This is a genomic window from Actinomadura vinacea (assembly GCF_039532545.1).
GTDB lineage: Bacteria > Actinomycetota > Actinomycetes > Streptosporangiales > Streptosporangiaceae > Spirillospora > Spirillospora vinacea.
In genome coordinates, this window is sequence record NZ_BAAARW010000020.1 from 688,242 (window position 1) to 700,245 (window position 12,004).

Genomic DNA, 12,004 nt, shown 5'->3' on the forward strand with positions numbered 1-12,004 from the left:
GCGCCGCCACGGCCCCCCACCCCGAAAACCCTCCGAGGGCGACCCCGGTCCCCGTCACCCGGGCCAGGCCATCCTCCGTCCACCAAGGAGCCGACGATGATCGTTCGTCGTGTCCCGGCGGCGCTTCTGGCCGCCACGATCGGCGCCTCGCTGGCCGCCGCCCCGGCCCAGGCGCAGAGCCGCGGCGACCACGGCCCGAACGTCTTCCCCACCCTCAAGCGCAACCTGGTCGCCGCCTACGACTTCGACAGCCCCGTCCCGGGGAACCCGGCCAAGGAACGCGACCGCGGCCGCTCCGGCACCGACATCGACCTGATCAACGGCGGCGCCGCGATGCGCGTCCGCGACCGCGCCCACCGCGGGAGCGGCCGCGCCCTCCAGCTCGGCCAGGTCAACCCGACCGTCGCCGGAAACGACGACTGGAAGACCGGGATCTACTCCCCCACCGGAGTGCCCTCGCTGCGCGCGTACAACGCCGCCAAGGGCGCCACCATCATGGGCTGGTTCAAGATGACCGGCACCAACCCCAGCCCCAACTCCAACACCCCCGACCCGAGCGACATGTTCAACGCGATCGGCCTGGCGGGCGTGCTGACCGGCACCTCGAACGGGCACGACGTACGGGCGCTGCTGGAGCTCATCAACGTCAACGGCGAGCTGCGCGTGGTCGCCCTCGGCCGCCGCGTCGACGGCGGCAACTCGCAGACGTTCGCCGCCGACCAGGACTGGCAGAGCATCCTCCCGATGAACAAGTGGGTGCACCTGGCCGCGACGTTCGACTTCGACACCGGCACCATGGCGCTTTACAAGAACGGCGAGGCGCTGCCGGGCTTCTACACCCGCGCCGACGACCCGTGGGCGATCGAGGGCCCGCCCGAGCCGGACGTGACCACGGCCAGCGACCCGGCCGGGATCAAGATCGGCGGCAGCTTCCCGCAGAACACCCGGGAACAGAACCCGTGCAACTGCCGGATGGACACGCTGCTCTTCCTGGACCGTCCCGCGACCGCCACCGAGGTGCGCCACCAGTACCGCCGCTGACCGGCCCTCAGCCAAGCGCGCCCCGCCACCCTCCCGGGCGGGGCGCGCCTCCCTTTTCCGGCCTCACGGCTTCGGGGTGGCGAACGGGTCGTGCTCGGCCGGCAGCTTGTCGAGCCGGGCCTGGTCGACGCGGCTGACGATGGCCTGGTCCTCCTGCCCTGGGGTGTGTCGGCGGGCCCGGCCGTGGCCACAGTGGGCCAAGGCACCGCCTCTTGTGCCCGCGATCCGCGGCTCGGGATGATGGCGGGATGCGGCTGCTCGCGTTGATCGTCATGGTTGCCGGGCTGCTGACGGCGGGCTGCGGCGGCGCCCGGACGGAATCCATCCTCGGCAAGGAGACCCTGGTCGTGGGCGTCCGCCCGGACCTGCCCTCGCTCGGCTTCCGGCGCCCGGACGGGACGTTCGAGGGCTTCGACATCGACGTCGCGCGGTACGTCGGACGGCGGCTGGGCAGCAAGGTCTCCTTCGTGCCCGTCCTGGCGTCCCAGCGGATCTCGGCGCTGCGGGACGGAAAGGTGGACCTGGTCCTGGCGACCCTGTCGGTCACCCCCGACCGCAAGACGCAGATCGCGTTCGCCGGGCCCTATTACAACTCCTACCAGGACGTCATGGTGCGGTCGGAGGAGCGCGACGTCAAAGCGGTGCGCGACCTGAAGGACCGCAGGTTCTGCGCGGTCGAGGGCGCCGACCCGACCACGCGGCTGCTGGCCCTGCACGGGATGACCGCCCAGCTCGTCCGGGCGGCGAGCTACGACCAGTGCATGTCGATGATCCGGACCCGGGCGATCGACGCGATCACCACCAACGACGTCATCCTGGCCGGGCTCATCAGACGGGACGGGACCGGCACCACCCGGCTGCTCGACGCCAAGATCAGCGAGCAGAACACCGGCATCGGGATCCGGCGCGGCGACACCGGCGGCTGCGAGGCGCTCAACAAGGCCATCACGCGGATGTACCAGGACCGCACCGCCGACGCGCTGTTCGCCAAATGGTTCGGCGGCACGGGCCTGGACCGCGGAATCATCGAAGTCCCCCAGTTCGAGGGCTGCGACTAAGGCGTCAGCGCCCGCCGGTGAGCGCGGCCTCTTGCTCGGCCGCGGCGGCCTCCTCCGCGTTCGCGTACCCGTGGACGGCGATGCGCGGCTCGTCGGAGGCGACGAAGCCGCCGGGGCCGCGGCCGGCGCCCTTCCGGCCGTCCGGGCGCAGCAGCTCGGCCGCGCCCAGCACGACCGCGTCCGCCGCGTCCGGCGCCACCCGCGCGCGCAGGCCGGTCTCCCGGCGGATCAGCTCGTCCAGCCCGGGCAGGCGCGCGGCGCCGCCGGTGAGCGTGATCCCCACCGACAGGAAGTCCCGCGCCATCTCCGGCGGCGCGGCCGACACCGCGGTCCGCACCGTGCGCACGATCGCGCCCAGCGCGGGGGCGATCGCGGCGTGCACGTCGGTGGACGACAGCACCGCCCGGCACGGCAGGTCGCTGTGCCGGTCCTTGCCGTGCACGACGGCCACCCGGTCGGGCCCCTGGTCCGGGGTCGCGGTGCCCAGCTCCAGCTTGGCCGCCTCCGCGGTCACCGGCCCGATCACCAGGCCGTACTTCCAGCGGGCGCGGGCGATGATGGCCTCGTCCATGGCGGCGCCGCCGACCAGCGCGCTGTGCGAGCCGACCAGCTCGCCGCCGAGCAGCACGCCGACGTCGGTCACCTGCGCGCCGATGTCGGCGATGATCGCCACGTCCTCGCCGGAGCCGGGGATGCCCACGCCGTGCGCGGCGGCGACCGGGGCCGGCACGATCATGAGGCGCCGGGCGCCGGCCCCGTAGGCGGCCTCCCGGACCGCGGCGAGGTGCACCTGGTTGACGGTGCTCGGGACGGCCACGACCATGTTCGGCTTGGCCATGTGCCGCATCCGGTGGTGCGAGCGCAGCAGGAAGCGCAGCAGGCTCTCGGTCTCGTCGGTCTCCGCCGGCACCCCGTTGCGGATCGGGTGGACCAGCGTGACGCCGCGCTCGTTCGAGGCGAGGGTCAGCGCGAGGGTCCCGGTGGCCAGCAGCCGGCCGGTACGGGCGCAGCGGGCCATGGCGGACGGCTGCCGGGCCACGATTCCACGGCCGTGCAAATGCATCCGTACCGTGGCGCTGCCGAGGTCGACGGCTGTGGCGCGGCACGGGAAGTCACTCAGGCGCCTGCGGCCGTGGTGAGCCATCTGCTTGCCCCCTTGTGTCGAGCGTTCCGGGCGTTCCGCCAGGTTCGACGGCGGTGTCCGACCGTTCCCTTATCTCCTCACCCTGTCGGGTTTGCCCTAACACCAGCGATGACTCCCGGTATGGCAAACGGACTGCCCTGGGTTCCCTACCTGTTCAGGAGGAACCGTGAGCGAATGACAGCGCGCTACGGCACGGGCTGGATTTCCGGGTCGCAGAGGCGGCAGCCCAGCTGACCTTGGTAAACGCGATGGAACGGGCACAGGGCGAGATGCTCCGGCGGCGGCGGTTCGCGCCAGTCGTCCCGGATTCCGTGCCGCGGCACCGGAACGGGCGCGGGCAGGCCGGCCACCATCGATCGGTAACGGCGCAGGTAGTCGCTCGCGTACGGCGGGTAGTAGGCGAGCGAGTCCCAGCCGTGCCGGGTGCTCGCCTTGTCGACGACCGCGAGAAGGAACGCCTTCTCCGAGGGCCAGTCCGCCGTCCAGGGCAGCTCGCTCACGTCGAACCCGGAGAACCCGCGCGAGTAGCGGTGCCCGTCGGCGAAGTGCAGGACGAGGTTCCGCTCCCAGGTGGACACGGCGATCGCGCAGCCGCCCAGCGTCAGGACGTCGAAGAAGACGTCGGTGCCGCCGTTGCTGAGGTAGAGGTGGTCTTCGGCGGCGCGGGTGCCGTACGCCGTGAAGCTGTTCCCCATGCCCTCAGCCGGCGGGGTCCGCGTCCCGGAGCCGGGCGGCGATGCGCTCCGGCGGGACGTCGTTGATCCAGGCGGCCATCCCGGACTCCGACCCCGCCAGGTACTTGATCTTGTCGGCGGCCCGGCGGACGGAGAACAGCTGCAGATGCAGCCGGAGCAGGTCGCGTCCCTCGCCCACCGGCGCCTGCTGCCAGCCCGCCACGTACGGCAGCGGCGTGCCGTAGAGCGCGTCGCAGCGGCGCAGCACGTCGCGGTACAGGACGGCGAGCTCCTCGCGTTCGGGCCCGGTCAGCGCGGCGAGGTCGGGGACGTGCCGGTGCGGCATCAGATGGGCCTCGACCGGCCAGCGCGCGGCGGCCGGGACGAAGGCCGTCCAGTGCTCGCCCGCTTGGATGATCCGCGTGCCCGCCGCGCGCTCGGCGTCCAGCACGTCGCCGAACAGGTCGCCGCCGGTGGCGGTGCGGTGCGCGGACGCCATGGCGAGCATCCGCTCGGTGCGGGGCGTGATGAACGGGTAGCCGTAGATCTGCCCGTGCGGGTGGTGCAGCGTCACGCCGATCTCGACGCCGCGGTTCTCGAACACGAAGACCTGTGCGATGCCGGGTTCGGCGGACAGCGCGGACGTGCGGTCGGCCCACGCGTCTACCACCAGCCGCACCCGGTGGACGGGCAGCCGTGCGAGGGTCGCCTCGTGGTCGTCGGTGAAGCAGACGACCTCGCACCGTCCGGTGCCGGGCGCCCGCGCGAAGAGCTCCTGCCCGTCCACGAGCCCCGGGACGTCCGGGGAGCGCGTGGAGAAGGACGGGAACCGGTTCTCGAACGACACCACCTCGTACCCCTCGTCCGGGATCTCCGACGCGGGGCCGCCCGGGCAGAGCGGGCACTGGTCGGGCGGAGGCAGGAAGGTGCGGGTGTTGCGGTGGGCGGTGACGGTGACCCAGTCGCCGGTCAGCGGGTCCCGCCGCGCCTCGCAGAGCGGCTCGGACGCCGTGAGGTCGCGCGGGTCGGGCACCGGTTCGCGCCCCGGCCCGCGGTCGAAGTAGACGATCTCACGCCCGTCGGCGAGCCTGCTCCGTGTACGCACCACGCGGCGAGGCTACCGGCAAGGGCGCTATGGCAGCTTCAGGTCCTCACGGGCCTGGTCGAAATCCTTCTCCCAGATCCAGAGGCGGCGGGACGGCGACGCAAGGTGGTAGTCGAACAGGCCCAGCACCCGCAGGCCGTCGAGGTCGACGCAGATGCGCTGGTAGGCGTCCTCCACGGCGGCCTCCGGGTCGTCGAGAGCGGCCACACCGAGCTTGATGCACGCCCGGTACTCGTAGCCGAGCAGCAGGTCCTCGCCGAACTCGTCCCACATGCCGCGCTTCTGCGTCCAAGCGGCGTCCGCCTCGTCCAGCAGCAGCTTCAGGTCGGAGTCGCGCGGGATGGACGGGTAGATGAGGAACATCGCGCCCCAGCCGGCGGCCACCATGTCGAGGTTGAGGGTGCGCCGGTCCGGGTGGTCGCGAGGCGGCAGCGGGTCGGTGTCGCCGCCCGCGAACCAGGGCGCGAGGTAGGCCAGCATCCGCCCGTACCGGTCGATGAGCTCGCCGGTGGGCACCACCGCGACCCGGCGGATCCTGCCGTCCGGCCGGGTGAGGCGGCGCTCGCGCAGGATCTGGAAGTGCGCGGTGGCGCGTTCGGCGGCGGCGATGTGCCGCGCGGCGGCGTCCGGGGTGAGCCGGTCCAGCAGGTGCTCCCGCAGGCCGTCCGGGATGAGCTGGTCGAAGGTGCCGTCGGCGAGCCGGGCGCGGCAGCGGTCCAGCTTGGGCTGTGCGGTGGACGGCTTCCCGGCGTACGCCGCCTTCTCCGGGGTGTCCACCGAGACCATCCGGATCGGCTGCTCGATGACCGAGGTGTCGCCGTCGGAGTGGTCGACCAGGACGCGCGATGCGGCGGCCCGGTCGGTGCGCGGGAAATCGAAGGTCACCATGGGATCCCCCTGAATTAGGTCCCGTTCGTCCCAGCCTCGCATTGTTCGCCGCGCATGTCACGCTCTGACCGTTTACTACCTACCCTCCGTAGCGTCCGGAATAGGACGGAAACTCTGTATGTTGTACGGAGTAACGGAGTCCCGACCGGGAGGCAGACCTTGACGTCCAACCAGTTCGATGCGGGCGGCGAGTTCGACCGCCAGATCCGCACGCTGCTCGACCGCGGCCACCACCGGGCCGCCGGACTCAGCGAGGAGGAACTCGCCGCCCTGCTCGCCCCACTGCGCCGCACCGCGACCGAACGGGCCACGGGCCTGGAGCCCTCGGCCGCGGGGCGCACCCCCTTCGTCCTCGTCGTCACCCGGGACCTCGTCCCGATCAAGGAGGCGGTGGCGCGCACGACCCTGGACGGCAAGAAGAAGCCGGGCTTCATCGACCGCAACTTCCCCGAGGACGACCTGCCCGGGTTCGTCCCGACCAAGGAGGTCGAACTGCCCGACGCCCGCGCCTACCTGCTGTTCGACGTCGAGCGCGGCGAAGAGTTCTGCGGCGCCGTGCCCGACGACGCGATGGCGGCCATCGCCGGACGCGGCCGCACCCTGCTGACCATCGAGGAGGGCCTCGCGGTGGTCACCCAGTTCCCCGCGCTCCTGGCCAAGAACAAGTGCTTCTCGCTGGGCGGGTCGCGATGCGGCGACCGCCGCGTCCCGGCGATCTGGATCAGCCAGAACGCGCCCAAGCTCGGCTGGTGCTGGGCGGGCAACCCGCACACCTGGCTCGGGATGGCCTCGGCCGCCGACCGCGCCGCCTGACGCCGGGCCCGCACTGTCAAGGTCCACCATTGACGGTACGGGACGGTTCGCACTGGTCTATACCGGAACGGCCTCCTCTGAAGGGGACCGATAATCGGACCACATTTCTTCGGACCGGCTTTTGCATAAGCCTCGACGGGGCCTCAATGCGCGGTGGCCGAGGCGCTTGCCTCAGCCACCGCCTTCCTGGCTCAGGTCAGCGGGACGGCCTTCGTGCAGGTAATCTGATCGCCCAGGTCGGCGGCCTGCCACACCACACAGGTCCGGTAGGCGCGCCCGGCACTCGGGGAAACCGATCCATGGGTCACGGACCAGTTGATGGAGTTGGTGCCCTGGAGCGAACCGCTGCGCCGTACGACCTGCCACTCGGAATTTGCGGCATTCCAGCCCTGATACAGCTGGATGTCCCGCACATTGATCGTGACGTCCGGGGAGCCCTCGGACGCCTCGGCACGCCGCACGGTGACCACGCCGTCGACGTAGAAGTTGCCAGACGACCATTTATCCGGCGTGAATCGCACCGACGCGCACGCCTCGAAGTTGCGGATGTCGTAGTTGGGCAGGGGTTGCAGGACGTTGTTGCATGTCGGGTCGGCGGCCCTGGTCGTGGGCTCCTGCGCCTGCACGGCCGGAGTCGCGGAGGCGGTCAGCCCCACGAGCATGGTCAGGCCACCGACCAGCACGGAGGCAGGGCGGTTTTGACGAACCCGGGATGCGATGGAATACCAGGACATGATGCCCCCTGCTTGCGGATAAGAAGACACCCAATGAATACAGCAAAGAAGATCAAGCACGCAAGGCATGGAGGACGGCAGAAAACGACTCAATTCGAGTTGACGGCGTAGCCGTATCATCGCTCCGCGTAGATGTTCATCTTTCATGCTGCCAATTAAGTCGCGCACTCTGCAGATAACGCCTGGTCGCCAATCTTCAGTGACTAACTGTGGCGGTCGGGTTTCGTTTTGTGGCGCCCTCTCGGGCACGCGCGACCGGCCGCGAAGTAGCTTTGTGTGCGGCAGGCCCTCCAGCCTCGAGGCCGGAGGGCCTGCCTGTTCTCCCGTGCGCACCCCGCGGCGAACGCGGCTCAAGGCCAGCGGTAGGCGGCGGCCTTGTCGGGGACGTGGTACGGCTGGTAGCACATCGTGGTAATGCTCTCGTTCTTGCAGGTCAGGCACAGGTAGGTGCGGTGGCCGCGTAGGCCCCGGCCGCGCTGGGCGCAGGGCGGGCACACGCAGGGGGACCAGCCGACGATGACCCGGCCCGGCCCCAGCCGGTGCCCCCGCGGGCAGACGAACGGCACATGATCGCTGGTCTCCTGCACATCACCACCTTAGTCGAACATTTGATCGACCCCTTAGTGGTCCCGGACGGTGGTCAGGCGGGCCAGGGCGCGCAGCTCCTCCGCCGCCGGGGCGGCGGGTTCGGCGAGGTCCAGGTGGGTCAGCGCCTCCTCCAGGTACTCGTCGGCACGGCGGGCGGCCCAGGCCCGGCCGCCGGCCGCCTCGACCAGCTCCGCGGCGCGGCCGGCCTCGGCGGCGGTCAGGGTGTGGTCCGCGCGGTAGAGCGCGGCCAGTTCCTCGCTCGCCGCGCCGCCGGACGTCAGCGCCGCCACCACGGGCAGGCTCTTCTTGCGGCTGCGCAGATCGGAATGCACCGGTTTGCCCGTCACGGCAGGGTCGCCCCAGATGCCGAGCAGATCGTCCACCAGCTGGAAGGCCAGCCCGAGCCGTTCGCCGAAGCGGTGGTAGTGGTCGATCCGGCCGGGCGGGCCGGTGCCGTGCGCGGCGCCGATCGTGCAGGCGCCGGCGAGCAGCGCGGCGGTCTTGTCGGCCGCCATCGCCAGGCACTCGTCGAGGTCGACGTTCTCGCGCAGCTCGAAGGCCATGTCGGCGCTCTGCCCCTCCACCAGGTCGAGCACCGCGCCGGCCAGCACCCGTCCCGCCCGCGGCGCGGCGGCGTGCGGCGCGTCGGCGATCAGCTCGAAGGCGCGGGCCAGCAGGGCGTCGCCGGCCAGGATCGCGGCGGGCTCGCCGAACACGCTCCAGACCGTGGCGCGGTGCCGCCGGGTGAGGTCGCCGTCCATCACATCGTCGTGCAGCAGCGAGAAGTTGTGCGCGAGCTCGACCGCGGCGGCGGCGGGCAGCGCCGCCGCCGCGGTGCCGCCCGACGCCTCGGCGATCAGCAGCACCAGTGCGGGACGGATCGCCTTGCCCCCGGCGGCGTCGGCGGGACGGCCGTGCTCGTCGCACCAGCCGAAGTGGTAGGCCGCGATCCGGCGCATGGCGTCGGGCAGCCGGTCGATCGCCTCGCGCAGCGCGGGGTCGAGCAGCCCCCGGCTCCAGGCCAGTACCTCGACCCCCGATCGTCCGCCCGCCACGGTGCCGCCCGTGACGGTGTCACCCGTCACCGGGCGACCTCGACATGCTCCAGCACGCCGAGCGCGTCCGGGACCAGCACGGCCGCCGAATGGTAGGTGCTGACCAGGTACGACACGACCGCCCTGTCGTCCACGCCCATGAACCGCACCGACAGGCCGGGCCGGACCTCGTCGGGCAGCCCGGTGCGGCGCAGCCCGACCACGCCCTCGTCGGACTCGCCGGTCCGCATGCACAGGATCGAGGAGGTCCCGGACGGGCTGATCGGGATCTTGTCGCAGGGGAAGATCGGCACACCGCGCCAGGCCTGCACCCGCGCCCCGTCGTGGACGGTGCCCTGCGGGTAGACGCCCCGGCGGGTGCACTCGCGGCCGAACGCGGCGATCGCCTTGGGATGGGCGAGGAAGAACCGCGACTTGCGCCGCTTGGAGACCAGCTCGTCCATGTCGTCGGGGGTGGGCGGGCCGGACCGGGTGGAGACGCGCTGCCGCAGGTCGGCGTTGTGCAGCAGCCCGTACCGGGGGTTGTTGATCAGATCGTGCTCCTGGCGTTCGAGCAGCGCCTCGACGGTCAGCCGCAGCTGCTGCTCGACCTGGTTCATGGGCTCGTTGTAGAGGTCGGCGACCCGGCTGTGGACGTGCAGCCTGGTCTGCGCCACGCTCAGCTCGTACTCGCGGGGCCTGAGCTCGTAGTCGACGAAGGTGCCCGGCAGCACCGGCTCGCCGAAGTGCCCGGACGACAGGTCGATCTCGGCCTCGCCGGCGCGGTTGCTCGGCGGGCTCGGGGAGCGTCTGTACTCCTCCAGATGGTCGCGCAAGGGGGCCGACAGCCCGGTCAAGGCGGCGATGTCGGAGGCCGACAGCACCAGCACGGTCGTCGGGGTCAGCGCGCGCACCGTGCATCCCCAGGTGGCGTCCGATCCGAGCAGCGCCTGGTCGCCGAGGAACCGGCCGTCGGCCAGCACGCCCAGCTCGGCATGCGCGCCGTACTCGCCGGTCGCGATCCGGCTCACCTTGCCGTGCGCGATCAGGATGACCTGGTCGACCGGGTCGCCCTCGGTCGCGATGGTGTCGCCCGTGGCGTACTCGCGCTGGGCGAACCGCTGCGCCAGCGCCTCCAGCGCGCCGGGGTCGGCGAACCCGCGCAGCGGCGGCAGCTCGGCCAGCTCCGGCGGCACGACGCTGATATCGGTGCCGGTGTTGACGAAGCTGACCAGCCCGTCGCCCAGCTGGTAGGTGAGGCGGCGGTTCACCCGGTAGGTCCCGGCGGACACCTCCACCCAGGGCAGCAGCCGCAGCAGCCACCGCGGGGTGATGCCCTGCATCTGCGGGACGGACTTGGTGGTGGTCGCCAGGTTCCGTGCCGCCGCCGTGCTGAGGCTCAGCTGCTGTTCGGTCATGGGCTACACCTTCCTGGGGGCGAATTCCTTGGGGGGCGGGGAGGGAAGGCAGGGATCACTGGGCCGCGCCGCCGTGCGCGATCTCGACGCTGTCCAGGACCCCCAGCGCGTCGGGGACCAGCACGGCCGCCGAGTAGTAGGCGCTGACCAGGTAGGAGATGAGGGCCTGGGCGTCGACGCCCATGAACCGCACCGACAGGCCGGGCTGGACCTCGTCGGGCAGGCCGGTCTGGTGCAGGCCGATGACGCCCTGGGCGGCCTCGCCGGTGCGCATCAGCAGCACCGAGCTGGTGCTGGTCCGGCTGATCGGGATCTTGTTGCTCGGGAACAGCGGGACGCCGCGCCAGGCCGGGACCTGGTGGCCGTTGACGTCCACGCTGTCGGGGTAGACGCCGCGCCGGCTGCACTCCCGCCCGAACGCCGCGATCGCCTTGGGGTGGGCGAGGAAGAACGCCGGCTCCTTCCAGACGAGGGTGAGCAGCTCGTCCATGTCGTCGGGGGTGGGCGGGCCGGACCGGGTGGGGATGCGCTGGGACGGCTCGGCGTTGTGCAGCAGCCCGAAGTCGCGGTTGTTGATCAGCTCGTTCTCCTGCCGCTCGCGCAGCGCCTCGATGGTCAGCCGGAGCTGCTGCTCGACCTGGTCCATCGGCTCGTTGTAGAGGTCGGCGACGCGCGAGTGCACGCGCAGCACGGTCTGCGCGACGCTCAGCTCGTACTCGCGGGGCTTGAGCTCGTAGTCGACGAAGGTGCCCGGCAGCACCGGCTCGCCGGAGTGCCCGGAGGCCAGCTCGATCGCGGCCTCGCCGTAGGGGTTGACCGATCGCCCCGAGCCGCGCAGGAACTCCTCGACATGCCCGCGCAGATCGTCCGACAGGGCCAGGACCTGCTGGAACTGGTCGCGGCTCAGGGTGAACACGGTGCAGGCGGTGAGCGCCTTGACCGAGTACTCCCAGGTCTCGTCGTCGTGCGCGAGCGCGCGGTCGCCGAAGAAGCCGCCGTCGGCCACCACGGCGAGGACCGCCTCGTCGCCGTACTCGCCGGCGCCGATCTTGCCGGCCTTGCCGTGCGCGATCAGGACGACCCGGTCGACCGGGCCGCCGGCCGCCACGATGACCTCGCCCGCGGAGTAGTCCTCCCGGGTGAACCGGCCCGCCAGCGCCTCCAGCACCGGTTCGTCGTCGAAGCCGCGCAGCGGGGCCAGCTCGCCCAGTTCGCGCGGGACGACCTGGAGGTCGGCGCCGCCGTTCATGAAGGTGATGCGGCCGTCGCCGACGGTGTAGCTGACCCGGCGGTTGACGCGGTACGCGCCGCCGGCCGCGCGCACCCAGGGCAGCAGCTTCAGCAGCCACCGGGAGGAGATGCCCTGCATCTGCGGTACGGACTTGGTCGTCGTGGCGAGATTGCGTGCCGCCGCCGTGCCGAGGCTGAGCTGCTGCTGTTCGGCCGTCTGCTGTTCGGTCTGCTGTTCGGTCACGATCAAACACCGCCGTTCTGTCGCACGCCGTCT

At 71.7% G+C, this 12,004-nt stretch carries 13 protein-coding genes; 3 read left to right on the forward strand and 10 right to left on the reverse strand.

The features are described 5' to 3' along the window. Positions 1 to 96: 96 nt before the first annotated feature. Entirely contained in the window at positions 97 to 1,041 is a 945-nt protein-coding gene (locus tag ABD340_RS27590; RefSeq protein WP_344592773.1) for a LamG-like jellyroll fold domain-containing protein, read from the forward strand. A gap of 63 nt (positions 1,042 to 1,104) precedes the next feature. Here the strand turns inward: ABD340_RS27590 and ABD340_RS27595 are convergent, their stop codons facing one another. Continuing rightward, positions 1,105 to 1,242 (reverse strand): hypothetical protein, encoded by a 138-nt coding sequence (locus tag ABD340_RS27595; protein WP_344592774.1) that lies wholly within the window; start codon positions 1,240 to 1,242, stop codon positions 1,105 to 1,107. 47 nt (positions 1,243 to 1,289) lie between these two features. On the opposite strand from ABD340_RS27595, the gene ABD340_RS27600 reads away from it, so the two are divergent. Continuing rightward, complete coding sequence (locus tag ABD340_RS27600; protein ID WP_344592776.1) at positions 1,290 to 2,099, forward strand: transporter substrate-binding domain-containing protein; 810 nt, start codon at positions 1,290 to 1,292, stop codon at positions 2,097 to 2,099. A 4-nt stretch (positions 2,100 to 2,103) separates the two neighbouring features. On the opposite strand, the gene ABD340_RS27605 is transcribed toward ABD340_RS27600, so the two are convergent. The 4 genes from ABD340_RS27605 to ABD340_RS27620 form a co-directional block, all read right to left on the reverse strand. Beyond that, positions 2,104 to 3,243 carry a rod shape-determining protein gene (locus tag ABD340_RS27605; RefSeq protein ID WP_344592778.1) on the reverse strand — a complete coding sequence of 380 codons (1,140 nt, stop codon included), beginning with the start codon at positions 3,241 to 3,243 and terminating at the stop codon, positions 2,104 to 2,106. 185 nt (positions 3,244 to 3,428) lie between these two features. Further along, a complete protein-coding gene (locus ABD340_RS27610; protein WP_344592779.1) occupies positions 3,429 to 3,938 on the reverse strand; it encodes a hypothetical protein in 510 nt (169 codons plus the stop codon). Between the two features lie 4 nt (positions 3,939 to 3,942). Beyond that, a complete protein-coding gene (galT, locus tag ABD340_RS27615; RefSeq protein WP_344592781.1) occupies positions 3,943 to 5,025 on the reverse strand; it encodes a galactose-1-phosphate uridylyltransferase in 1,083 nt (360 codons plus the stop codon). A gap of 24 nt (positions 5,026 to 5,049) precedes the next feature. Beyond that, complete coding sequence (locus ABD340_RS27620; protein ID WP_344592783.1) at positions 5,050 to 5,910, reverse strand: thermonuclease family protein; 861 nt, start codon at positions 5,908 to 5,910, stop codon at positions 5,050 to 5,052. A 159-nt stretch (positions 5,911 to 6,069) separates the two neighbouring features. On the opposite strand from ABD340_RS27620, the gene ABD340_RS27625 reads away from it, so the two are divergent. Beyond that, positions 6,070 to 6,723, forward strand: a complete 654-nt coding sequence (locus ABD340_RS27625; RefSeq protein ID WP_344592784.1) for a DUF5701 family protein — start codon at positions 6,070 to 6,072, stop codon at positions 6,721 to 6,723. A gap of 191 nt (positions 6,724 to 6,914) precedes the next feature. Here the strand turns inward: ABD340_RS27625 and ABD340_RS27630 are convergent, their stop codons facing one another. From ABD340_RS27630 to ABD340_RS27650, 5 genes are all read right to left on the reverse strand, one after another. Next, positions 6,915 to 7,487 (reverse strand): hypothetical protein, encoded by a 573-nt coding sequence (locus ABD340_RS27630; protein WP_344592785.1) that lies wholly within the window; start codon positions 7,485 to 7,487, stop codon positions 6,915 to 6,917. Positions 7,488 to 7,807: 320 nt separating this feature from the next. Next, on the reverse strand, positions 7,808 to 8,044 hold the full coding sequence (locus tag ABD340_RS27635; protein ID WP_344592786.1) for a hypothetical protein: 237 nt from the start codon (positions 8,042 to 8,044) through the stop codon (positions 7,808 to 7,810). A 33-nt stretch (positions 8,045 to 8,077) separates the two neighbouring features. Further along, entirely contained in the window at positions 8,078 to 9,130 is a 1,053-nt protein-coding gene (locus ABD340_RS27640; protein WP_344592787.1) for a family 2 encapsulin nanocompartment cargo protein polyprenyl transferase, read from the reverse strand. Then, entirely contained in the window at positions 9,127 to 10,497 is a 1,371-nt protein-coding gene (locus ABD340_RS27645) for a family 2B encapsulin nanocompartment shell protein (RefSeq protein WP_344592789.1), read from the reverse strand. Before ABD340_RS27645 ends, ABD340_RS27640 begins: the two co-directional genes overlap by 4 nt. 55 nt (positions 10,498 to 10,552) lie before the next feature. Beyond that, positions 10,553 to 11,971, reverse strand: coding sequence for a family 2B encapsulin nanocompartment shell protein (locus ABD340_RS27650; protein ID WP_344592791.1), 1,419 nt, complete (start codon positions 11,969 to 11,971; stop codon positions 10,553 to 10,555). Positions 11,972 to 12,004 lie beyond the last annotated feature (33 nt).